Below are 24,140 nucleotides of genomic sequence, written 5' to 3' on the forward strand. Positions count from 1 at the left end.
CGTCTAGGCAAAAGGTGATCTCGCACGGACCATGGCGATCGTGGGAAGTCAGCGCGAGGCCCGTGAGCCGCCGTGGTGAGCGGGCCCGGCGGAAACGACTCCGCCCAGGTCCCGTCACCGCGGGACCCCGCCGATCCACGGCACGGGAAGGACCCCGGCCAGGCCCCCGCGCCCCCGAGGACCCCCGCCGACCCCCGGCACGGGAAGGGCTCCGGCCAGGTCCCCCCGCCCCCGAGGGACCCGGCCGACTCCCGGCGCGAGAGCGGGCACGACCCCGGCCGTGCTCCCGTGCCCCCGAGGGACCCCGCCGACCTCCGGCGCGGGCACGACCCCGCGCCGCCGCGGGTCCCCGCCGACCTCCGGCGGGGGCACGAGTCCGGCCCTGCCCCCGCGACGGGCTCCGCCGGCCCCCGGCACGAGAGCGAGCACGAGAGCGGGCACGAGAGGGGGCACGAGAGCGGGCACGATCCGGCCTCGGCGCCCGTCCCGCAGCCACGGGACCCCGCCGACCCCCGGCAGTGGTGCGCCGTGGCCGCCGCGTGGCTGGGCCGCGACCGGCCCGAGGCCGCGCTGGAGGCGGCCCGCAGGGCGCTGGACCTCGACCCCCGCTCCGAGTCCGGCGCCGACTGGGGGTACCGCCTGGCCAGCCTCGCGTTCGAGCGGCTCGGCCGCGACGCGGAGGCCGTGGCGGCGGCCGAGGAGGCCGTACGCCTCGCACCGGGCTCGTGGGCCGCGCGGATGCGGCTGGGAGCCGCGCTGCGCAGGGTGCCGGGGCGCTGGCGCGAGTCGCGGGCCCAGGCGGCCAGGGCCGTTCGCTACGCGCCCGAGGAGCCGGACCCGCACGTCCTCGCCGGTGACCTCGCGCTGCTGAGAGGCGAGTACGGCCTCGCGGAGGCCGCCTACCGCGAGGCGCTGCGCCGCCTGCCGGACCACCCCGGCGCCAGGATCAACCTCGGCCTGACCCGGCTGCGCTGGGAGCGCCCCCGCGCCCACCACGACCCCGCCTGGCCGGTCGACCCGCGCGAGACGGGCCGGGCCAGACGCGCCCTGGAGAGGTGGTCGCGGCGGACCCGGGTCCTGCTGGCCGTCGCCCTCGTCGCGGTCTGCGTGGCGGAGTTCGGGTTCGGGCTGGCATCCGTGGCGAGGATCGGCGGCGGGCTGGTGCCGCTCGCCGTCCTGGCGATCACCCTCAGGCAGGCGCACCGGGTCAGGCTCTGGTCGTACGTGCCCGGCATGCTCGCCCGCGACCCCTGGCTCGGCATGTCGGTCTCGATCACCCTGTTCGCCGTGGCCGCGTACGTCGCGGCGGTGGCGACCCTCCCCGCGGAGGCCCCGCCGGTCCTCTCCGGCCCGCCGCCGGGCGCGCCGGGGGTGGTCTGGGCGGTTCTCGCCGGGCTGGTCCTCCTCAACGGGACCGTGCTGCTCGTCCTGCGGGTCCTCGTCGAGGCGTGGCGCGGGCGGCCGGTCAGGGCGCTGGCCGAGTTCGCCGCCGCCGGTGACGACCGCACGGCCAGGCGCGACGTGAACGTGACCCTCTGGCTGGTGGCCGGCCGGGTCTGGTCGGTACCGGTCGCGGTCGTGGTGGCGGTCGTCGTGCTGGACGAGCGGAGCTGGGCGGCGGTCGCGCTCGTCGTGCCGCTCGCCCTCGGCTGGGCCGGCGGCCGGGCCGGGCCGGTCCCCGGCCTCACCCGCGCGCTGGCCTCCGACCGGGGGCTCGCGGTGGCGCTGGCCCTGCCCGCCTCCGCGTCGGTCCTGCTCGGCGTGGCCGGAGCGGCACCGGCCCTCGGGCTCGCGGCGGTGGGCGAGTGGGCCTGGCGGGCCGGGATCGCGCTGCTGGCCGTGCCGACGGCGATATTCGCCACGAGGTCGGTACGGGCGTGGTGGCGGGGCGCGCCGGGGCCGTGGCGGGCCTCGCTGGTCATGTGCGACGGCCGCGGGAGCCGCCTTCCCGGCGACGCGGGCCCTCCGGTGGGACTCAGCGGGGAGGTGCGCGCGGCCTTCACCTACGCGCGGGGGGTGGTGCTCGCGTACGCCGACCCCAGCGGCCCGCGCGCGCTCGCCGTCGGCGCGGTCAGCTCGGTCGGCCCGAGCGGCGAGCTGCGCCTGATCGCCGCCTCCGACGCCTGGGAGGCGGCCGAGCGCGACCCCAGGGTGGCGGTCTTCGTCGCCGATCCGCTCGACCGCCGTTTCTGGGCCGAGGTACGCGGCATCGCCATCGGCGACACCGAGGCCGACCTGCTGAGGATCACCCCCAAGGAGGTCGTGGTCGGCGAGTATCCCGGCCGCCACCAGGGCCGGGCCCACCGCGGCTGAACCGCCCTCCCGATCCGCCTTCCCCGAGCACCTCGAACCCCTCTCCCCGGACCGACCTCCCGAGCACCTCGAAGCCCCTCCCAGGACCGATCTCCCGAGCACCCCGGACCCCCTCCCGAACCGCCTTCCCGCGCACCCCGGACCGCCTTGCCGGGCGGTGACATTTTCCTGCCCGCCCCTCGCCGCGCCGCCCCGCGCACCCCCGAGCGGGCGGGCGGCGGGCGGCGGCCGGGACCGGGGCGCACCACCCGCCGGGAACGCGGGCGCGGGCCGCCGCGCGCGGGGCGCGGCGGCGGCACAGGGAAGCGTGGGACCGGAGGGACCGGGCGGGGCGAGCTTGCTGTCTCGAACGCTGGTTTCATCCGTTCTCATCCGTATATCTGATCGTGCCCGCACGACGGCGTGGCGCGCCCCTCAGGCACGCGCAAACGTCCTCCTGTTGCGGTATAACCGGGGGCGAACCGGGGAGGCGTGATGCGGGAATCCAGCAGGGCCCGTCCGGCGGGGCGCGCGGCGGCACGGGATCTGTTCGAGCAGGTGCGGCTGGGCTACTTCCGGCTCTCGCCGCCCCTGCGCAGGCTGATCTACGTCGCGGTGCTGGCCGGGGCGGTCGGGCTGGCGCTGGGACTCGGCTGGCCGATCCTCAACACGATCTTCGTCACGCTGACGCTGCTCGGTTTCGCGGCGCTGACCCTGAGCTTCCCCCGCGCCGCCGCCACCCTGCTCGTGGTGCTCGGCTGGCTGGCGGGAAACCTGATCTTCCAGACCGTCCTCTTCGGCCTCAACTCGCCGATCCCGACCGCGCTGATGCTCCTCGGCCCCCTGGTCGCCGGGGCCGCCCACCTCATCCGCTGGGTCCCCCCGTGGGTGACCACGGTCATGGCGCTGCTGCCCGCCGGGCTGACGGCCGTCCTGCTCGGCGTGGCCGTCCCCGGGTTCGGACCGTACCCGGCCATCTGGGTCGCGTACGCCGTGGCGGCCGGGGTGCTCGTGTACCGGTTCCTGCAGGCCCGCCGGGTGCGGGGCGCGGCGCTGGAGACGGGGGAGCGGCGGCAGGCCGGGCTCCGGGTCCGCGAGGGCGGCCACCTCCCCGCCGCCCAGGGGAGCGGCGAGCGGGACGCGCCGCCGCCCATCTCGGTGGAGGAGGCCCTCGGCGAGCTGGACGCCATGATCGGCCTGGCCCCGGTGAAGGAGCAGGTCCGTTCGATCGCCGCCTCGATCGAGGCGGCGAGGCTGCGCAAGGAGGCCGGATACTCCACCGAGCCGCCGATGCGGCACTTCGTGTTCGTCGGCCCGCCGGGCACCGGCAAGACCAGCGTGGCCAGGACCGTCGCGAAGATCTTCTACGCCTTCGGCCTGCTGGAGACCCCCTACGTGGTGGAGGCCCAGCGGGCCGACCTGGTGGGGGAGTTCCTCGGGGCCACCGCGATCAAGACGAACGAGCTGGTCGACCGGGCGCTCGGCGGGGTGCTGTTCGTCGACGAGGCGTACAGCCTGATCAACTCCGGTGACGGCCAGCCCGACAGGTTCGGCTCGGAGGCCGTGCAGACGCTGCTCAAGCGGGCCGAGGACGACCGCGACCGGCTGATCGTCATCCTGGCCGGATACGAGAAGGAGATGGCCACCTTCCTGGCGTCCAACCCCGGCCTGTCCAGCAGGTTCTCCAGCAGGGTCCGCTTCCCCAGCTACGCCCCGGACGAGCTGCTCCAGATCACCGGGCTGCTGCAGGAGCGCCGGGGCGACCGGATGGCGCCCGAGGCCGCGCCCGCCCTGCTCGCCCGCTTCGAGGACATCCACCGGCGCGCGATCGTCGACGAGCTGGGCAACGCCCGGTTCGTCCGCAGCCTCGTGGAGGCCGCCGCGCAGGCGAGGGACGTGCGCGTGGTGGGGGCCGGTGGCGCGCCCACCACCGAGGACCTGGTCACCACGGCCGAGAGCGACGTCGTCAAGGCCTTCGACGAGCTCACCGCCCGCTACCGGAGCTACCAGGCCGCCCCCTCGCTGGAGGAGGCGCTGGCCGACCTCGACCGCATGGCGGGCCTGGAGCCCGTCAAGCGGCAGGTGCACGCGATCGCCGCGCAGCTCAGGGTGGCGAAGATGCGCCAGGAGCGGGGGCTGCCGACCCCTCCGCAGATGCGGCACTTCGTCTTCGCCGGGCCGCCCGGCACCGGCAAGACCAGCGTGGCCCGCATCCTGGGCCGCATCTTCGCCGCGCTGGGCCTGCTCGCCCAGCCCGACGTGGTCGAGGCGCAGCGGGCCGACCTGGTCGGCCAGCACCTGGGCGCCACCGCGATCAAGACGAACGAGCTGGTCGACCGGGCACTCGGCGGGGTGCTGTTCATCGACGAGGCGTACGGCCTGGTCAACTCCGGCTACAGCGGAGGCGACGCCTTCGGCACCGAGGCCGTGCAGACGCTGCTCAAGCGGGCCGAGGACGACCGCGACCGGCTGGTGATCATCCTGGCCGGATACGAGCGGGAGATGAACGGCTTCCTGTCGTCCAACCCGGGCCTGGGCAGCAGGTTCAACCAGCGGGTGCAGTTTCCCTCGTACTCCCCCGAGGAGCTCACCGAGATCGCGGTGCTGCTCGCCGACGGGTCGGGCGACCGGTTCGACGACGCCGCCTGCCGCGACCTCACCGAGGTCTTCACCTGGGTCTGCGACGAGGGCCTGATCGACGGCCTCGGCAACGGCAGGTTCGCGCGCTCGCTCTTCGAGCGCGCCGCGATGCGCAGGGACGTCCGCCTGGCCGCCCTCGGCGGCGCCACCGCGAGCGCCGCCGACCTGACCACCATCACCAGCGCCGACCTGCGCGCCGCCGTGGACGAGCTCGCCGGGAAGTGACCCGGCTGCCCGGCAAGCGGTCCCGGACCCGTCCGGCCCTACTCCGGGCCCGATCAGGCCCTCCCCCCGATCCCGCCGGCTGACTCGCGGGCCCGGCGATGCCATTTCTCACCGAGATCCCTCCGATTCGCTACGCTATGCAGCCCGCCGGTCGCCGAGTGTAGCAAGATGGTCACCGACAGCGGCGGGGCTCCGGAGGAGGAAAGATGGCGGGATTCCTTGCCCGCAGGCTGCTCAACTATCTCGTGCTGATCGTCGTGGCCACCAGCCTGGCCTACATGCTGGCCGCCTCCGCCCTCAATCCGCGATCCAACTACGAGGGCCGCAACCCCCCGATCCCCCCGGCCGTCGTCGACGCGCGCCTCACCGACCTCAACCTGAACGACCGCACCCCGCTGTTCGAGCGCTACCTGACCTGGGCGGGCGACCTCACGCGCGGCGACTTCGGCAAGACGGTGGCCGGAGGCTCGGTCGGCGACGACCTCGGGCGCCGGATCGGCGTCACGCTGCGCCTGATCACGATCGGGCTCGTCCTCGGCAGCGTCACCGGCGTGCTCATCGGCGCCTACGCCGCCGTCAGGCAGTACGGCCTCTTCGACCGGCTCTCGACCGGCCTGTCCTTCGTGGTCCTCGCGGTCCCCACGGTGGTGCTGGCCAACATCCTGATCATCGCCGCGATCCGGCTCAACGAGGCGGCCGGCACCCAGATCCTCCTCGTCAGCGGCGAGGCGACCCCGGGCCTGGAGGGAGGGGTCGCCGCCGCCGCGCTCGACCGGATCCGGCACCTGGTCCTGCCCACGCTGTCGCTGTCGCTCGGGCTGGTCGCCGTCTACAGCCGCTACCAGCGCAACATGATGCTCGACGTGCTCGGCGCCGACTTCATCCGCACGGCGATGGCCAAGGGGCTGAGCCGCCGCGCCGCGCTGACCCGGCACGCGCTGCGCACCGCGCTGATCCCGGCGGTCACCTACTTCGCCTTCACCTTCGGGTCGCTGCTGGTCGGCACCACCTTCACCGAGAAGATCTTCGGCTGGCACGGCATGGGGGAGCAGTTGGTCGACTCGATCTCCACCAACGACGTCAACACCGTCGCGGCGATCAGCTGCTTCGCCGCGCTCGCCGTGCTGCTGGCCTCGCTCGCCTCCGACGTGCTGCACGCCGTCCTCGACCCGCGCGTCCGGGTGGGGTGAGCCGGGGATGACCATCGCCGACGAGGAGCTCGCCGAACAGCGGGCGTCCGTCGACAGGATCAAGGCGCCCTCGCGGCTGCGGGTGGTCGCGGGCCGCCTGCTGAGTTCGGGCCGGGGCCGGATCGGCTTCGCGCTGCTCGCGCTGATCTTCCTGCTCGCCTTCGCCGGGCCCCACCTCACCCGCTGGACGTACGCCTCAAAGGACTACACGGCCTTCCTCGCGCCGCCCTCCGCCGACCACTGGTGGGGAACCCTGCAGACCGGCGCCGACGTGTACGCGGTCACGCTGCGCGGCATGCAGCGGTCCCTGATCGTCGGCCTGCTCGCCGCGGTGGTCGGCACCGCGCTCGCGGCCGTGGTGGGCGCCTTCGCCGGATACTTCGGCGGCTGGACCGACCGCGCGCTGACCTGGCTGACCGACCTGCTGCTGGTGCTCCCGGCCTTCCTGATCCTGGCCGTCATGTCCCCGCTCTTCGCCGGGAAACAGTGGCCGGTGTTCGTGCTGGTGCTGGCGCTCTTCCTCTGGATGGTCACCTCGAAGATCGTCCGGAGCATGACCATCTCGCTCAGGGAGCGGGAGTTCATCCACGCGGCCAGGTTCATGGGGGTGCCCCCGACGAGGATCGTCTTCCGGCACGTGATCCCCAACATGTCCTCGCTGCTGGTCGTCGACGCCACCCTCAACGTCAGCGCCGCGATCCTCACCGAGACGTCCCTGTCCTACTTCGGGTTCGGCATCCAGCCGCCCGACGTCTCGCTGGGCAGCCTCATCGCCGACGGCGCGCAGACGGCCCTCTACGCCCCCTGGACGTTCTGGTTCTGCGCGGGCCTGCTGATCGTCACCGTGCTCGCGGTGAACCTGGTCGGCGACTCGCTGCGCGACGCCTTCGACCCCGCGTCCCACCGGGGCCGGTGACCGGTGACGAACGAGCGGCCCTCGGGCGCGGCATCCCGGATCCACGGGACCGGAGAGTACGCGGCCGCGCCCGTCCTGGAGGTGCGCGACCTCGACGTCACCTTCGGCTCGGGTCCCGGCGCGGTCCGCGCCGTCAGGGGCATGGGGTACGCCGTCCGCCCCGGGGAGGTGCTCGGCGTCGTCGGGGAGTCGGGCTCCGGCAAGTCGGTCACCTCGCTCGCCGTGATGGGCCTGCTCCCGGCGCACGCCCGCGTCACCGGCTCGGTGCGGCTGCTCGGGCGGGAGATCCTGGGCGCCCCGGAGAAGACGCTCACCGCGTTCCGCGGCAAGACCGTCTCGATGGTCTTCCAGGACCCGCTCTCCGCGCTCACCCCCGTCTACCGGGTCGGCGACCAGGTCGCCGAGGCGATCCGCGTCCACCAGCGGGTGAGCGCAGGCCAGGCCGCCAGGCGCGCCGTCGAGCTGCTCGACCTGGTCGGCATCCCCAACGCCGCGCAGCGGGCCAGGGCGTTCCCGCACGAGTTCTCCGGCGGCATGCGCCAGCGCGCGGTGATCGCGATGGCGATCGCCAACGACCCCGACGTGATCCTCTGCGACGAGCCGACCACCGCGCTCGACGTGACCATCCAGGCGCAGGTGCTGGAGGTGCTGAAGACGGCGCAGCGCGAGACCGGCGCGGCGATCGTCATCATCACCCACGACCTGGGGGTGGTGGCCGGGTTCGCCGACCGGGTCCTCGTCATGTACGCCGGGCGTCCGGTCGAGGTCGGCTCGGTGGACGAGGTCTACTACCGCAGCCGCATGCCGTACACCATGGGCCTGCTCGGCTCGATCCCGCGCCTCGACCGCGGCCGGGAGCAGCCGCTGGTGCCCATCGAGGGCAGCCCGCCGTCACCGGCGGCGCTGCCGCCGGGCTGCCCGTTCGAGCCGCGCTGCCCGATCGCCGTCCCGAAGTGCGCCGAGGCCGAGCCGGAGCCGGAGCCGGTGGGCTCGCCCGGTCACCTGGCGGCGTGCGTGCGCTCCGGCGAGATCGAGGCGGGAGGCTGGTCACCGGCCCAGGTCTACGGCCTGCGCGACCCCGCGACCGGTCCCGCCCGTTCCCATCCCCCCGCCGACCCCGTCACACCGACCGATCCCGCCGAGTCGGTCACCTCGACCACCCCCGTCACCCCGGCGGATCCCGCAGTCCCGGTCGGATCTGTCGCCTCGCCGAATCCAGCAGGGCTCGTCGCTCCCGCTCCAGCCGCCGGGGAGCCGCCGCGCCCGCGTGACCAGCGTGAGGTGGTCCTCGCGGTCGAGGACCTGGTCAGGCACTACCCCCTGGTCAAGGGGACGCTCCTGCGGCGGCGGGTCGGCACGGTCCGCGCGGTGGACGGCGTCGGCTTCGACGTCCGCGAGGGCGAGACGCTCGGCCTGGTCGGCGAGTCGGGCTGCGGCAAGACGACCACCCTGATGGAGATCCTGGAGCTGGCCGCGCCGCAGAGCGGCAGGATCGTGGTGCTGGGCCGCGACACCTCGCGGATGGGCGCCCGCGACCGGATGGCCGTGCGGCGCGACATGCAGGTCGTCTTCCAGGACCCGCTCGCCTCGCTCGACCCGAGGATGACCGTCTACGACATCCTCGCCGAGCCGCTGCGCGCGCACGGCCGCCGCGACCCGGGGCCGAGGATCGGCGAGCTGCTCGGCCTGGTCGGGCTGGAGCCCGGCCACGCCGCCCGCTACCCGCAGGACTTCTCCGGGGGCCAGCGCCAGCGCGTCGGCATCGCGCGAGCCCTCGCGCTGGAGCCCCGGCTGGTCGTGCTGGACGAGCCGGTCTCGGCACTCGACGTGTCCATCCAGGCCGGGGTGCTCAACCTGCTGGAGGAGCTGAGAAACCGCCTGGGCCTGTCGTACCTGTTCGTGGCGCACGACCTGGCCGTGGTCCGGCACATCGCCGACCGGGTCGCGGTCATGTATCTGGGGAGGATCGCCGAGATCGGCCGGTCCGCCGGGGTCTACGACACCCCGCTGCACCCCTACACCCGGGCCCTGCTGTCGGCCGTCCCGCTGCCGGACCCGGTGCTGGAACGCTCAAGGAGACGCGTCCTGCTGGAGGGGGACCTGCCGAGTCCGGCCGACCCTCCCTCGGGGTGCCGCTTCCGCACGCGCTGCCCCCTCTTCAAGGCGCTCGACGAGACCGTCAGGCTGCGCTGCGTGGACGAGGAGCCCCGGGTGCGGCAGCTGGGGGACGACCACGGCGTCTCGTGCCACTTCGCCGAGAGGATCGACGCCGTATGACCCGGCCGCACGCCCGTTCACCCGCCCGTGCGCCCGTTCGCCCACCCGCCCGGCCGCGCGCCGGGACCGGACCGGCCGCACGTCGTTCCCGCGCGCACCCGCTGTACGCCCATTCGTATGCCCGTCCGTATGCCCGTCCGTATGCCCCGGGAGGAACACCGTGATATCAATCCGGCGCGTGGGCGCGCTCGCCGTCGCGCTGGCCGTGGCCCTGGCCGTCGCGCCGGGTCTCGCCGGATGCGGGAGCGGGGGAGGGGGCGGCGGGGGCGGGACGCAGGGAGGGCGCGCCTCGGTGGTGAGGGCCTACGACATCAACCCGGTCGCCCGTGACCGGGTCGCGGACGGGGGCGTGCTCCGCTGGGGAATCAACGAGTATCCGTCCAACTGGAACCTCAACCACATCGACGGCAACCTGGCGACGGTCAAGCGGGTCGTGGACGCCATGATGCCCTCCCCCTTCCGTTCCGACGCCAAGGGGAAGATCTCTCCCAACACCGACTACCTGACCGAGGGCCGGGTCACCTCGCGCGCGCCGGACCAGGTCGTCACGCTCACCCTCAACCCGCGCGCCAGATGGTCCGACGGCACCCCGATCACCTGGGAGGACTACCGCGCCCAGTGGCAGGCGCTGAACGGCCGCGACGCCGGCTACCGGGTGGCGAGCACCACCGGTTACCAGGACATCGAGGAGGTCGCCAGGGGCAGGGACGACCACCAGGTCGTGGTCACCTTCGCCAAGCCCTTCGGCGACTGGCAGTCGCTGTTTGCGCCGCTGTACCCCCGGAGCACGAACGCCACCCCGGAGGCGTTCAACAACGCCTGGCTGAACCGCGTCCCGGTCACCGCGGGCCCGTTCGCGTTCGTCGCGTTCGACCCGACCGCCAAGACCGTCACCCTCAGGAGGGACGACCGGTGGTGGGGGGACCGGGCCAAGCTCGACCGCATCATCTACCGGTCCCTGGAGGCCGACGCGCTGGTCGGCGCCTTCAGCAACGGCGAGCTCGACACCTTCGACGTCGGCCCGTCCGCGCCCGACTACGCGCGGGCCAGGAGCACCCCGGACGCGATCGTGCGGCAGGCGGCCGGGCCCGACTTCCGGCACATCACGATGAACGGCGAGAGCGCCGTCCTGTCCGACCCGAAGGTCCGCAGGGCCGTCGCGATGGGCATCAACCGCCAGGCCATCGCCCAGTCGGACCTCCAGGGCCTCGACTGGCCGATCGTCCTGCTCAACAACCACTTCTTCATGAACACCCAGGAGGGCTACCAGGACAACGCCGGTGAGATCGGGACGTACGACCCCGGCAGGGCGGGGCGGGAGCTGGACGCCGCGGGCTGGAGGCTGGAGGGCCGGACCCGCAGGAAGGACGGCAGGGAGCTGAACCTGCGCTTCGTCCTGCCGTCCGGCCTGCAGCTCGCCAAGTCCGAGGCCGAGCTCGTCCAGGACATGCTCGGCCGGATCGGTGTCGGGGTCACCCTGCAGTCGGTGCCCGGGGACGACTACTTCACCAAATACATAATCCCCGGCAACTACGACATCACCGCGTTCGCGTACGTGGGCACGCCCTTCCCCGTCTCCAGCTCCTACGGCCAGTACGCCGACGCCGTCAGGCTCCCCGGCGGCGCCAGGCAGTGGAACGCCAACCTCGGCCGCATCGGCTCCCCGCGGATCGACGCCGCGATGAGGAAGGCGACCGCCGACCTCGACGACGCCAGGGCCATCGCCGACACCAACGCGGCCGACAAGCTCATCTGGCAGGCGGTCAACGTGGTGACGCTCTACCAGCGTCCGCAGAACATCGCGGTCAAGGACACCCTCGCCAACTTCGGCGCCCGCGGCTTCCACGACCTGCGCTACCAGGACATCGGCTTCGTCGGGTAGCCCCCGGCGGGCCGCGTTTCTGTCGGGGACGCGGTGTAGAAAGTCGGTCATGGCTATCTCGGTGACCTGGCCCCAGGTGCTCGCCTGGCGGCTGAGGCGGCAGTTCGTCGACCCGGCCGGCGGGCCCGACGCGGTGTCCGTGGTGCGGAGGCTCGCCGGGGTGCAGGCGCAGGTGGCCTCCTCCGCCGCCCTCGCGGTGGCCGTGCGGAGCGCGCGGCCGGATCCCGGTGAGGTCGACCGCGCGCTGTGGCGGGACCGCGCCCTGGTCAAGACCTGGACGGCGCGCGGCACCCTGCACCTCGTCCCCGCCGACGAGCTGGCCTGCTACGCGGCCGTCCTCGGCTCGTTCCGCGTCTGGGACAAGGGCTCCTGGCAGCGCGGCCACGGCGTCACCGCCGCCGAGGTCGCCGCCATCCTCGACGCCGTGCCCAAGGCGCTCGCGGGCCGCGTCCTCACCCGCGAGGAGCTGGTCGACGGGGTGATCGAGGTGACCGGCGACGACCACCTGCGGGAGGCGCTCACCTCCGGCTGGGGCGCCCTGCTCAAGCCGCTGAGCTTCCTCGGCGAGCTCTGCTACGGCCCGCCGCGCGAGGGCCGGGTGACCTTCGCCGCCCCCCGCGACCAGGTGCCCGGCTGGCCCGGGGAGCTTCCCTCGGCGGAGGAGGGCGGGGTGCGCCTGCTCCGCTCCTTCCTCGGCGCCCACGGCCCCGGCGCGCCCGAGACGTTCGACGGCTGGCTCTACCGGGGGGCCAGCCGCAAGGCGACGCTGCGCGGCTGGTTCCGCGACCTCACCCCCGAGCTGGCCGAGATCGAGGTGGACGGACGGCCGATGGTCGCGCTCGCCGAGCACCTCGACGACCTGGCCGCGACCCGGCCCGCCACCGGGGTCCACCTCCTGCCCGGCTTCGACCAGTACATCCTGGCCGCCCCGCGCGACCTGGAGCCCCTCCTGCCCGCCGAGGCGAGGGCGAAGGTCAGCCGGGCGGCGGGCTGGATCTCCCCGGTCGTGATCCACCGGGGCCGGGTGGCCGGGGTCTGGGAGGCGAAGGACGGGAAGATCGCGGTCGATCTCCTGGAGGAGGTCCCCGCCGCCGCCCTCGCCGCCGAGGTCGAACGGGTCTCCGCCCTCCTGCGCTGACCCGGTCCGCCAGGCGAGCACACGGCCGCGTCGCCGGGCGAGGGTCTCCGGGCGGCCTCCATGGCGTCTCGGCCCCGTTCGGTGTGGAGGGTGCCGGTCTGCTCGCTCTGGGAGGCCCCACGGCGGTTTCGTGAATTTCGGGCCCGTTTCGGTTAGGACGTGCCCGCTCGCCCCGGGAGAGTCCCGGAGCGGTCCGGTGAACCGCGGCCCTCATCCCGGCGGGGTAGGTGCTTGATCGCTCGGGGCGATCCCTACAGCGGTTCCGCGAACTCCCAGCCCCGTTCCAGCAGGGCGTCCACCGCCCGTACGGCCCGCGACAGCCGGACCTCGGGCGGCCCGGTGACGACCAGGTGGGGCAGCCCTTCCGCGACCAGCCGCTCGCGGAAGCGGGCGTCCATCCGGTGCCGGATCGCCTCGCCGTCGCGCCAGCCGTCCTGCTCGAAGGGCACGCCCTCCACCGAGGTGTGGATCCACAGGTCGTGCCGGGCACGGCGATGCACGGCGGCGACCTCCTCGGAGAGCCCGCCGAGATAGCGCTCGTGCCACAGGGAGGTGGTGAAGGCGTCGGTGTCGCACACCAGCAGCGGCGACCCCGTCCTGGCCGCGGCGTCCTCCCACGCGAGCTGGCGTTCGGCGATCACCCCGAACTCCGGCGACTCCCACCCCAGGTCGTCCAGCCACGGCTCGGGCAGCCCGCCGAGCTTGGCGCGCCGGCGGGCCAGGGCGAGCTTCTCCTCGCAGTACGTCCTGCCGTACTCGGGCACCCAGCGCGTCGCCGCCCACGGCCCGCCGCGGGCCGCGTAGTGGGCGGCCAGGGATCTGGCCAGCGTGGTCGTGCCGCTGGACTCCGCGCCGACGACCACCACGCGCCGGGCCAGGTGTCCGCGTACGGCGGGGGAGAGCCGGTCCCAGCACGACACCGGGTCGTTCCTGACCATCGTCCCGCTGACCGGGAACCGCTCCCGGCCCGCGTCGACGCCGACATGGGCGGCACCGAACCTGCGGGCCAGCTCGGGCCCGTACGCCTCGGAGGAGAACACCGCGTCGATCTCCGGCACGTGGCCGTGCGCCTGGGCGAGGCCGTACCGGAACACCTCGACGTGCGCCGACCAGATCTCCGGGTCGTCGTAGTCGATCTCGACGTCGTCGATCACCGGGGCGACCGTCACGTGGGCCTGCGGGTGCGCCTCGCGCAGCCAGGCGGCGCGCAGCGCCAGCGGGACGCTCTCCGCTGTCGACGCGGCGACCACGACGCTCACCCGGCCGCACCGCGCGGCGGCGGTGTCGATCAGGTGGTGGTGTCCCGCGTGCGGCGGGTAGAACTTGCCGATCACCAGCCCGTGGCCGAAGGCCCCGCCGCTCACCGGCCCACCTCCCGCCCGGGACGCCCGCTCACCGGCGCGCCCTCCCGCCCCGCATGCCCGCTCACCGTCGCACCCTCCGGCACCGCACCCCCGCTCACCGGCACGTCCTCCCGCCCGGCACGCCCGCTCACGCCGCGACCGGGACGGAACGGGACGCGAGTTCCGCGCGCCAGGCCCGCAGACCGGCGACGCACAGCGCCAGGAAGACCACGTACAGGACGGCGGTCAGATGGAGACCTTTATACGCATAAAGAGGTATATAAACGACATCGGCCGCGATCCACAGCCACCACGACTCGACCAGTTTCCGGCTCTGCCCGTAGGTCGCCGCCAGGGACAGGGCGGTGGTGAGGGCGTCCCAGACCGGTACGGTCGAGTCGGTCCAGGTGGCGAGGGCGAAGGAGAGGCCGGCGGTGGCCGCGACCCCGAAGACGGCCAGCGCCGCCCACTCGGCGCGCCCGGTGCGCCGGATCGCGAGCGGGGTCCGCCCGGCCCCGCCGTACAGCCACTGCCACCACCCGTACAGGCTCAGCGCGACGTAGACGATCTGCAGCGCCGCGTCCGCGTAGAGCCCGGCGGTCAGGAAGACCGCCCCGAGAAGGATCACGTTGGCGATCCCGATGGGCCAGTTCCAGATGTTCCTGCGGACCACCAGCCAGACCGTGAGGGCGCCGGTGGCGAAGCCCAGGAGCTCCGCCCAGCTGGTCGGGGTCCCCGCGAGGGTGAACGCCGGCCGCAGGAGGGGAGCCAGTATCTCGGCGAGCGACATGTGATCTCCTCTATCGTCGCGATGACGATAATGGGTCGCCCCGATCCGGTCACGCGCGGGTCGCCCGAATGAGCCCCGCCGGTCCCCTGGCCCAGTCATGCACGAGGCCGCAGGTCTCCTCAGGCCCGGCCACGCGTGGGACGCCCACATGAGCCCCGCCGATCCCCTGGCCCGGTCACGCGCGGGGCGCTCGCCTGAGCCCTGCCGGTCCCCTCAAGCTCGATCACGCGCGGGTCGCCCGAATGAGCCCCGCCGGTCCCCTGGCCCAGTCACGCACGAGGCCCGCCGGTCCCCTCAGGCCCGGTCACGCGCGGGTCGCCGTACGCGCAGGGTGCCCGTCCTCGCGCAGTGAGCGGCGGACGGCCCGGTCTCGTACGCCGGATCGCCGCGCGTCCGCGAGGTCCGGCCGCCGGGCGGTCAGGCGAGGCGGAAGCGCACCCGGTCGCCGGGGCGGAGCTGGGCGGCCCCGGCGAGACTCGCCGAGGTCAGGACGGCGATGACCGGGTAGCCGCCGGTCGGCGGATGGTCGGCGAGGAACACGATCGGCTGGCCGCTGGGCGGCACCTGCACGGCCCCGGCCACCATGCCCTCGCTGGGCAGCTCCCCCTCCCGGGCACGCTCCAGGCGGGCGCCGCGCACCCGCACGCCCACCCGGTTGCTGTCCTGGCTGACCTCGTACGGCCCCGCGCACAGGGTGGCGAGGGCCTCGGGGACGAACCAGTCGTCCCGGGGGCCGGGCAGGACCCGCAGGACGCCCGTCCCCGGCCCCGGCCGGGGCGCCACGTCCACGGTGATCGGCGGCAGGCCGCCGGTCGGCCCCACCGGCAGGACCGTCCCCGCGGCGAGCGGGGCGGGGCCGAGCCCGGAGAGCGAGTCGGTCGAGCGGCTGCCCATCGTGACGGGCGCCTCGACCCCGCCCCGGACGGCGACGTAGGTGCGCAGACCGGCCCCGGGCAGGCCCAGCCACAGCTCGCCGCCCGCCGGGACCCAGAAGGGCGCGCACATCCCCTGCGAGACCGTCACGCGCCGGATCGCCGGGACCGCCTCGCCCGGGGAGGCGACGCCGGTGGACCCCCCGCCCGCGGAACCCGAGGACCCCCCGCCCTGTCGTACGAGGTCCAGAGGGCAGGCGGCGCCGGTGACGGCGGCCCAGGCGCCGGTGGTGAAGCGCAGCCGGGCGCCGCCGAGGGTCAGCTCGATCCCCGCGGCCCCCTCGGGATTGCCGACCAGGCGGTTGGAAAGCCGCAGGCTCGGCTCGTCCGCGGCACCCGAGCGGGGCACCCCCAAATGGGCGTATCCCGGCCGGCCGAGATCCTGCACGGTGGCGTACGGCCCCGGCGCGATCACCTCGATCATGGAGTGCCGACCGCCCGGAACCGCACCCGCGTCCCCGGGGTGAGCAGGGCGGGCGGCTCGGCGGCCACGTCCCACACCGCCGTCGCGGAGCGGCCGAGCAGCCGCCAGCCACCGGGGGAGGCCGACGGGTAGACCGCCGAGTAGGGGCCGGCGACCGCCACCGCCCCGGCGGGCACCGAGGTCCGGGGGGTGTCCAGCCGGGGGACGTGCAGCGCCGGATCCAGGCCGGTGAGGTAGGCGAACCCGGGGGCGAAGCCCAGCCAGCCCACCACCAGCTCCCGCCCGGTGTGCCGCTCGACCACCTCCGCGGGGGAGAGGGCGCTCAGCGCGGCGACGTCGTCGAGGTCGGCGCCGTCGTACACGACGGGAAGGACCACCTCGGGCGCGTCGGCGGTCACCGTCGCGTCCGCGGCGGACGCCGTGTCCAGCAGGCGGGAGAGCTCGTCCCGCAGGCGCGCGGGGTCGGCCCCCGGCGCGGTGACGAGGACCGTGACGGGGCCGGGCACGATCTCGGCCACCCCGGCGGGCCGGTCGGCCCGCAGCAGGGCGTCCAGCCGGTGGGAGACCTCCAGCGAGCCGGTCTCCACCAGCAGCGCGTGCTCCCCGGCCCGCCGGATCCCCACGTGAGGGGCCTCCCGGATCCTCACGTGAAGGACCTCAGCGTCACCCCGGCGCCCACCAGGCCGTCACGGACGGCGCGGGCCATCAGCACGGCGCCGGGCGTGTCGCCGTGCACGCAGATCGAGCGCGCCTCGACGGGGACCCGCGAGCCGTCCACCGCCTCGACCACCCGCTCGGTCGCCATCCGCACGGCCCGGTCCGCGACCGTGCCGGGGTCGTGCAGCACCGCGCCGGGGGAGCGGCGGGAGACCAGCGTGCCCGCGCCGGTGTACGCGCGGTCGGCGAAGGCCTCGACGACGGTGGCGACGCCCTCACCGGCGGCGATCTCGTGGACGGCCGAACCGGGCAGGGTGAGCAGCGGCAGGCTCCGGTCGTAGTCGGCGACCGCCGCCACGACGGCCCCGGCCTGGCCGGGGTCGCGGCAGATCCGGTTGTACAGGGCGCCGTGCGGCTTGACGTAGGAGACCCGGCCGCCCATCGCCCTGGCGACGCCGTCCACCGCCGCCAGCTGGTAGAGGACCTCGGCGCAGAGCTCCTCGGGGTCGACGTCCATCTCGCGGCGGCCGAACCCGGCCAGGTCCCGGTACGACACCTGGGCGCCGATCGCCACCCCCCGGTCGACCGCCGCCGCGCACGTGCGGCGGATGGTCAGCGGGTCGCCCGCGTGGAACCCGCAGGCGATGTTGGCGCTGGTCACGACGTCGAGCAGGGCCTCGTCGTCGCCCAGACGCCAGATCCCGAAGCCCTCGCCCAGATCGGCGTTGAGATCGATCACCATGGCTCACCTACACCGGGGGTTCGTCGGGGATGTCCGCGATGTCGTCGAGGGCGATGGCCAGCTCCTCGGGGTCGTCCCCGATGCGCTCGGCGATCTCGATCAGCACGTGCAGCACGTCGTGCCGGTCGTGGCCCAGGTCCAGCAGCCGCTGCGCGGCCTCCCAGAGCTGCGGCGGGTCGCCCTCCCAGAGCCGGGCGGCGATCTCCTCGTGCCAGGCGAGGTGCTCGTCGTAGTCGCGCCGGTCGAGCTCACCGGCGTGGTCGATGCCCAGCAGGATCCGCCGGTCGGTGTCGTCGGCCGGGTTGAGCAGGCTGAGCTTGATCTCGCCGTGCGTGCCCTGCAGGAAAGGGAAGGCGAACACCCGCCTGGCCAGCGCCGACAGGTCGCCGTCCGGCAGCAGCCGGTCGAGCAGGTCGCGGTCGAGCCCGAAGGTCGTCGGGTCGCGGTAGGACTCCGCGAACTTGCCCGTCGCCTCCCAGACCGCGTCGAGCGTGGCCCGCAGCCCCTCGTCGGGCAGCCCGGTCCGGCCCGCGGCGAACCGCGACCACGCGCCCAGCACGTGCGGCACCGCCTCCTGCTCGGCGGTGCTGAGCATCACCTTGCGCGGCAGCCAGTCGAGGAGGAACGTCTCGCACTTGGTCGGGCTCACCCGGAGCGGGCGGCCGAAGTCCTGGTCGCAGCCGTAGTCGATGATGTGGTCGGCGCACCGGGAGGCCGCCGAGGGGTCCGACAGGTGCTCGGCCGCGTCCGAGGAGAGGAACTCGGCCGCCAGCATCGCCCGGCGGTCGCGGCTGTAGGGGGCCTCGCTGTGCAGCGGGGCCGGCCGCTTCCTGCCGGGCGGCAGCGCCTTGATCCGGGACCTGGCGAAGGCGTGGTAGGCGCTGTAGCTGTCGCTGACCGGCGCGGACGTCCTGCGCTGGCCGTACTCGTCGGTGGCCTTCATGGCCGATTCGAGCAGCGCCCTGGCCTGCTGCGGCTCGATCTCCCCGAACCTGAGCATCGGGTTGCCCTCGGCCTCGGCCCTGGCCTGCTCCAGCAGCTTGTCGACGTGCGAGGAGACCCAGGCGTCGCGGGCGATGCCGCGCATGTTGTAGTCGACGATCACCACCAGCGCGTGCCGGTCCTCGACGCTGTCGGCACCCCGGTAGCCGAAGGTGCACACCACGGTGTCCTGGTCGCCGTACGCGTCGCGGGAGACGAAGCAGCCGGTCGTCTTGACCACGCCGAGCCGGTCGGCCCAGCGGGGCCTGGCCACGTCGCGCTCCATGAGCGCCAGCGCGGCGCCCTCGGCCTTGGCGGCCTGGCGGGCCGTGCCGAGGTAGGCCAGCGCGATCAGCAGGGTGAGCGCGGCGGGCGAGCCCGCCTTGGCCGCGTAGTCGACCAGGCCCTCGCCGAGGACCTGCTCGGCGTCCCCGCGGCGCAGCCGGCGCCCCCACCAGGCTCCGACCATGTCGGAGACCATGAGCTCGGCGTCCAGCGGGCTGCGCACGGCCAGCAGCTCGCGAGAGGCGAGCAACATCTCGGAGAAGACCGCCTCGGGGGACTGGCTCTCCCTGGGGTCTCGACGATGTCGCCGGCTCAAGCAGCCTCCCCCGTCGGGCGCGCGAGCCCATCGCGGACGCCGCCGCCGTGTCGATTGGCCCGCTCGCTTCCCTCGCTCACGCCCCAACCTTCTCGCATTCCCGGTCCAAACGGTGCGTAGAAGACGGCCGGGTGCCCCCGATGCTACCGGGGACCGCGGGGCGGCGGCGCGGAGTTGACAAGGGCGAGCAAATGCTCGCGGGCGACACGCTCGACGACCTCGGCCGTCGGCTCGATGCCGAGATGCTCGGCACAGGCGCAGACGTCCGCCACGCACCTGTCGACGGTGTCGACGGGAACCGTCAGGAACTCGGCGGCCAGGTGGGAGGTCACCGGCTCGTGGAGGACCGTCGAGGGCGCCGAGGCGGTCGAGGACGCTGAGGACCCCGGGGACGCCGGGGACGTCGAGGACGTCGAGGACGCGGCGGAGGTCGGGGAAGGCCCGGCGAAGCGGGTAGTCAGAACGGGCATGGATGTCGCATTCCTCCGGAGTTTCCCGGGGGCATCCCCCGGATGTGTCGGCGAGGACGTGCGTTTTCATTCCACAACTTATCTCGGGAGTGTCAACCCTCGGCGCCGTGATATGGAAAGCTGGCCCCGTGTCTTGACTGAATCCTGCAACAGCGGAGTAAGTGAGTGTCCCCGAACAGGGAGCCGAATTGACGGCGAGTCAGTAGCCTGATCTCGCCTGCAAGCCCGACGGAGATGAGGTGGGCAGTTGCCGGGACGGTCCGGCCCGATCCTGCTATGGTCCTGGCCGCAAACGTTCGGAGGCGCAACGCCGGCCGGTCGGCGCCCGTGCGGGAGCCCCCTCGCGCCGGCGCGAGGGTTCCGGTCATCGGAGCGGCGGTTTTCCCAGGGTTCCCGGGGTGCGCGGACCGCATCCTGGGCGGGGCTTCCGTCCGCACCTGCCCATCGCCGATGATGTACTCCAGGATCCGGTCCCCCGGAGCCGCGCTACGCCAATTCGCAAGTTTGGAGATGTGCCTCGTGGGAGACCCTGGCACGCGACGGAGGTGCCGACCATGAGCGCCGAAACCTCCGTGCCCCGTCCCCGGGAGTCGGGTGTGGACATCTCAGACTCCGGCCTGTTGCAGGGCCTGCTGTCACAGTCGCCGTTCGCCTTCGCGTTCTTCGACCCCGGCGGCCGCTTCGAGCGCGTCGACGAGGTCTTCGCCGACGTGGTCGGCCTGCCCGCCGAGCGCCTGGTCGGCCGCGCCCCCGGCGAGCTGCTCTCCGCCGACCTGACCGCCCTGATCGAGGGTTCGGTGCGCGGCATCGTCGCGGGCGCCGAGGTCGAGGGCGACCAGCGGATCCGCGTGCGCACCGCCGACGGCGAGACCCACCACTGGTCGCTGACCTTCTCGCCGATCCACGACGACAAGGGCGCGCTCCGCGCGATCTGCCTGGTCGGCGTCGACATCACCGACAGCAGGCAGGTCGAGGAGGACCTCAGGCGCAGCGAGGAGCGCTACCGCTCGCTGGTCGAGGCCCAGTCCCAGCTCGTGTGGATCACCGCGCCCAACGGCGTCGTGCAGGAGGACGCGCCGCAGTGGCGGGCGATCACCGGCCAGGGCCTCGAGGAATACCTCACCCACGGCTGGCTGGAGGCCGTCCACCCCGACGACCGCCCGCACACCGAGGAGGCGTGGCGCGAGGCGCTGCGCGGCCGGATCATGTTCGAGTGGAGCTACCGGGTCCGCACCCGGGCCAGCGGCTACCGGCACTTCGAGGTGCGCGCCGTCCCGATCATCCGGCACAACCGGGTCGTCGAGTGGGTGGGCGCCAACACCGACGTCACCCCGCAGCGCGAGGCCGAGGAGATGCGCGGCCGCCTGACCGACCAGCTCGGCGCCGCGGCCCTGCGGACCGCGCGCCTGCAGGGCGCCACGGCGATGCTCGCCGAGGCGCTCACCGTCGAGCAGGTGGTCCAGGTGATCATCGACGTGGGCCGTACGGCGCTGGCGGCCGACCGCTCGGCCGTGGCGCTGCTCGACGTCGACCGGGCCGCGCTGAAGCTGGTCAACAGCGGCGGCATCCCCGACGTCCCCGGCGCTCCCGGCGAGGAGATCCCGCTGTCGCACTCCAGCGTGATGACCATGGCGGTCAACAGCCGGCGCCCGGTCTTCGCCGAGTCGCCGGAGAGCCTGCGCTCCCAGCTGGTCGACGCGGGCGGCGACAACGAGGCCATCACCGGGTTCATCGCCCACAGCGACGAGCGGGCCTGGGTGGGCCTGCCGCTGCTGGCCGCCGGTCGCGCCCTCGGCGCGCTGAGGTTCTCCTTCACCCGCCCGCAGAAGATCTCCCAGGAGGACGGGGTGTTCCTGGAGGCCCTCGCGGGGCAGTGCGCCCTCGCGGTGGAGCGGGCCACCCTGTTCGAGCGCGAGCACCGCACGGCCGAGACGCTCCAGCGCAGCCTGCTGCCCGACCGCCTGCCGGTGGTCCGGGGCCTGGTCCTCGCCCAGCGGTTCCGCTCGGGAAGCCGTCACGTGCAGGTCGGCGGCGACTGGTACGACGCGTTCGTCCTCCAGGACGGCCGGGTCGCGGCGGTGGTCGGCGACGTCATGGGCAAGGGCGTCAAGGCCGCGGCCGGGATGGGCCGCATCCGCAACGCCATGCGGGCCCTGGCGCTCACCAACCCGCCGCCCGCGGCGGTTCTCACCGGCCTCGACAGGGTCTTCGAGGCCACCGAGGAGGAGGAGCAGGTCACGACCCTCGCCTACATGGTCGTCGAGCCGGGCACCGGAGAGGGCACGCTGGCGCTCGCCGGTCACCCGCCGCCCCTGCTGGTCTCCCCGCAGGGCGTGCCGCTGCTGTGCGACGGCGAGCCGGGCACCCCGCTGGGCTGGCCCACGAGCCGCAGGCAGTTCAGGTTCTGCGTCCCGCCCGGCCACACCGCCGTCCTGTATTCGGATGGTCTGGTGGAGAACCGGAAGCGTGGCCTCGATGCCGGACTCGCCGATCTTTGCTCGGTTGTGACCGAAGCGCCGGCCGAAGTGGTGGGAAGTCCCCACATGTTGCTAGATTTTCTTGTCGACCGCATGCTGTCCGGATATGAGCAGGACGACGACGTCACGGTGCTCGCGATTCACGTGCCCCTCGCCACGAAGAGTGACTGAATGAAACAGTCATAACGGTTGCTTTCGGGTATCGGTGCCTCGCTTCCGTACGCACTACTCTCTTGGTCGGCCTAGGGTGGAGGGCAACCGCCAGGAGGCGGCCGTATGGATCACGGTGTCATGCCACAATGCTGGACAGGTGCGTCGCGGTTCGCGCGGCCTCGTTAATCACAACTAGAGGTAAAACTGCCCCTAGTTGGGCATCTGGGTCCATTCTCGTCACGCTTTCCTTCGAGAGGTGTTCGTGTCGCCTGCAAGTTCGACTCGCTCGAAGCCATCCGAGCTGAACGAGCCCGTCATTCAGCAGCTGATGGAGCGGGGGCGCTCGCAGGGGTTCCTCGAGTCCGAGGATGTCCGCAAGGCCGTCGAGGAAGCGGACATTCCGATGGCGCAGGTCGCTGGAATCCTGCGAAGCCTCAGCAAAGAGGGCATCACAGTACGACTGACCGCCGAGGACTCCGCGGCTCCCAAGAAGCCCCGCACTCCCGCCAAGCGCCGCACTGCCCCGGCCACGCCCGCCGCGGTCAAGAAGACCAAGACCGCCGCGGCGGCCAAGGAGCAGCCGGAGACCGTCACCGCGGTCGTCAGCGGCTCCGAGCCCGCCGCGACCGCGGCCAAGAAGCCGGTGGCCCCGGCCAAGGCGGCCCCGGCCAAGAAGGTCGCCCCGGCCGCCAAGAAGCCGGTCCCCGCCCCGCCGCCGAAGAAGGCCGGTCCCGCCGGGGCCGCCGGGGCCGCTGTTCCGGCTCCCGCGTCCGCGCCGAAGCCGGTCACCGGTGACGACGACGAGGTCATCGACCTCGAGGACGTCGAGATCGAGGACTTCGACCTGGAGGCCGTGGCCGAGGTCGAGGTGGAGGTGGAGGTCGAAGCCGAGGTCGAGGTGGAGGCCGAGGCGGAGGTCGAGGAGGAGCCCAAGGTCGAGGCCGTCGAGGTGAACGAGGACGAGGTCCTCATCCTCACCGACGACGACGACGACGCCCCGGTTCCCCAGGTCGCCGCCGCCGGTGCCACCGCCGACCCGGTCAAGGACTACCTCAAGCAGATCGGCAAGGTCCCTCTGCTCAACGCCGAGCAGGAGGTCGAGCTCGCCAAGCGCATCGAGGCCGGCCTGTTCGCCGAGGAGCAGCTCGGCACCGACGGCGAGAAGCTCCCGGTCGACGTCCGCGCCGAGCTGGAGTGGATCGCCGAGGACGGCCGCCGGGCCAAGAACCACCTGCTGGAGGCGAACCTCCGCCTCGTGGTCTCGCTGGCCAAGCGCTACACCGGGCGCGGCATGCTCTTCCTGGACCTGATCCAGGAGGGCAACCTGGGCCTGATCCGCGCGGTCGAGAAGTTCGACTACACCAAGGGCTACAAGTTCTCCACCTACGCCACGTGGTGGATCCGGCAGGCGATCACCCGCGCCATGGCCGACCAGGCGCGGACCATCCGCATCCCGGTCCACATGGTCGAAGTGATCAACAAGCTGGCCCGCGTCCAGCGGCAGATGCTCCAGGACCTGGGCCGCGAGCCCACCCCGGAGGAGCTGGCGCGCGAGCTCGACATGACCCCCGAGAAGGTCGTCGAGGTCCAGAAGTACGGTCGCGAGCCGATCTCCCTGCACACCCCGCTGGGTGAGGAGGGCGACAGCGAGTTCGGTGACCTCATCGAGGACTCCGAGGCCATCGTTCCCGCGGACGCGGTGAGTTTCACGCTTCTGCAGGAGCAGCTCCACTCCGTTCTGGACACGCTGTCCGAGCGCGAGGCGGGCGTGGTCTCGATGCGGTTCGGCCTGACCGACGGCCAGCCGAAGACGCTGGACGAGATCGGCAAGGTCTACGGGGTGACGCGCGAGCGCATCCGGCAGATCGAGTCCAAGACGATGTCCAAGCTCCGCCACCCGTCCCGGTCGCAGGTGCTGCGCGACTACCTTGACTGAGGCTCGATGACGGCTTGACGACAGGCTTGATGACAAAGGGTCCACACCGTATGGTGTGGACCCTTTGTCATTAA

At 73.5% G+C, this 24,140-nt stretch carries 16 protein-coding genes; 9 read left to right on the forward strand and 7 right to left on the reverse strand.

The features are described from left to right. Positions 1 to 75: 75 nt before the first annotated feature. From ABT053_RS35555 to ABT053_RS35585, 7 genes are all read left to right on the forward strand, one after another. Positions 76 to 2,313 (forward strand): amino acid adenylation domain-containing protein, encoded by a 2,238-nt coding sequence (locus tag ABT053_RS35555; RefSeq protein ID WP_350975265.1) that lies wholly within the window; start codon positions 76 to 78, stop codon positions 2,311 to 2,313. A gap of 474 nt (positions 2,314 to 2,787) precedes the next feature. After that, entirely contained in the window at positions 2,788 to 5,157 is a 2,370-nt protein-coding gene (locus ABT053_RS35560) for an AAA family ATPase (protein ID WP_350975267.1), read from the forward strand. A 206-nt stretch (positions 5,158 to 5,363) separates the two neighbouring features. Next, entirely contained in the window at positions 5,364 to 6,347 is a 984-nt protein-coding gene (locus ABT053_RS35565; RefSeq protein ID WP_350975268.1) for an ABC transporter permease, read from the forward strand. Between the two features lie 7 nt (positions 6,348 to 6,354). After that, the gene (locus tag ABT053_RS35570) at positions 6,355 to 7,263 is read left to right on the forward strand and encodes an ABC transporter permease (protein WP_350975270.1); all 909 of its coding nucleotides are present in this window, start codon (positions 6,355 to 6,357) and stop codon (positions 7,261 to 7,263) included. A 39-nt stretch (positions 7,264 to 7,302) separates the two neighbouring features. After that, on the forward strand, positions 7,303 to 9,540 hold the full coding sequence (locus ABT053_RS35575; RefSeq protein WP_350975353.1) for a dipeptide ABC transporter ATP-binding protein: 2,238 nt from the start codon (positions 7,303 to 7,305) through the stop codon (positions 9,538 to 9,540). Positions 9,541 to 9,700: 160 nt separating this feature from the next. Beyond that, complete coding sequence (locus ABT053_RS35580; protein WP_350975272.1) at positions 9,701 to 11,422, forward strand: ABC transporter family substrate-binding protein; 1,722 nt, start codon at positions 9,701 to 9,703, stop codon at positions 11,420 to 11,422. 49 nt (positions 11,423 to 11,471) lie between these two features. After that, the gene (locus ABT053_RS35585; protein ID WP_350975274.1) at positions 11,472 to 12,560 is read left to right on the forward strand and encodes a DNA glycosylase AlkZ-like family protein; all 1,089 of its coding nucleotides are present in this window, start codon (positions 11,472 to 11,474) and stop codon (positions 12,558 to 12,560) included. Positions 12,561 to 12,811: 251 nt separating this feature from the next. On the opposite strand, the gene ABT053_RS35590 is transcribed toward ABT053_RS35585, so the two are convergent. The 7 genes from ABT053_RS35590 to ABT053_RS43530 all read right to left on the reverse strand — a co-directional run bounded on the left by ABT053_RS35590 (position 12,812) and on the right by ABT053_RS43530 (position 19,500). Next, complete coding sequence (locus ABT053_RS35590) at positions 12,812 to 13,924, reverse strand: AAA family ATPase (protein WP_350975275.1); 1,113 nt, start codon at positions 13,922 to 13,924, stop codon at positions 12,812 to 12,814. Between the two features lie 127 nt (positions 13,925 to 14,051). Further along, positions 14,052 to 14,693, reverse strand: coding sequence for a nicotinamide riboside transporter PnuC (gene pnuC / locus ABT053_RS35595; protein ID WP_350975276.1), 642 nt, complete (start codon positions 14,691 to 14,693; stop codon positions 14,052 to 14,054). A 417-nt stretch (positions 14,694 to 15,110) separates the two neighbouring features. Continuing rightward, the gene (locus ABT053_RS35600) at positions 15,111 to 16,049 is read right to left on the reverse strand and encodes a 5-oxoprolinase subunit C family protein (RefSeq protein ID WP_350975277.1); all 939 of its coding nucleotides are present in this window, start codon (positions 16,047 to 16,049) and stop codon (positions 15,111 to 15,113) included. Then, positions 16,046 to 16,672: a 5-oxoprolinase subunit B family protein gene (locus ABT053_RS35605; protein WP_350975279.1), complete on the reverse strand. Its 627-nt coding sequence runs from the start codon at positions 16,670 to 16,672 to the stop codon at positions 16,046 to 16,048. The genes ABT053_RS35600 and ABT053_RS35605 overlap by 4 nt, the downstream gene beginning before the upstream one ends. A gap of 20 nt (positions 16,673 to 16,692) precedes the next feature. Continuing rightward, on the reverse strand, positions 16,693 to 17,448 hold the full coding sequence (locus ABT053_RS35610) for a LamB/YcsF family protein (RefSeq protein ID WP_350975280.1): 756 nt from the start codon (positions 17,446 to 17,448) through the stop codon (positions 16,693 to 16,695). A 7-nt stretch (positions 17,449 to 17,455) separates the two neighbouring features. Then, positions 17,456 to 18,967 carry a hypothetical protein gene (locus ABT053_RS35615; protein WP_350975354.1) on the reverse strand — a complete coding sequence of 504 codons (1,512 nt, stop codon included), beginning with the start codon at positions 18,965 to 18,967 and terminating at the stop codon, positions 17,456 to 17,458. 206 nt (positions 18,968 to 19,173) lie between these two features. Next, positions 19,174 to 19,500, reverse strand: a complete 327-nt coding sequence (locus ABT053_RS43530) for a hypothetical protein (protein WP_502991951.1) — start codon at positions 19,498 to 19,500, stop codon at positions 19,174 to 19,176. Between the two features lie 554 nt (positions 19,501 to 20,054). Here ABT053_RS43530 and ABT053_RS35625 point away from each other — a divergent pair. After that, entirely contained in the window at positions 20,055 to 22,148 is a 2,094-nt protein-coding gene (locus ABT053_RS35625; RefSeq protein ID WP_350975282.1) for a SpoIIE family protein phosphatase, read from the forward strand. Between the two features lie 244 nt (positions 22,149 to 22,392). Continuing rightward, on the forward strand, positions 22,393 to 24,066 hold the full coding sequence (locus ABT053_RS35630) for an RNA polymerase sigma factor (RefSeq protein WP_350975284.1): 1,674 nt from the start codon (positions 22,393 to 22,395) through the stop codon (positions 24,064 to 24,066). Positions 24,067 to 24,140 lie beyond the last annotated feature (74 nt).

The sequence above is a fragment of the Streptosporangium sp. NPDC002524 genome, from assembly GCF_040295985.1.
GTDB lineage: Bacteria > Actinomycetota > Actinomycetes > Streptosporangiales > Streptosporangiaceae > Streptosporangium.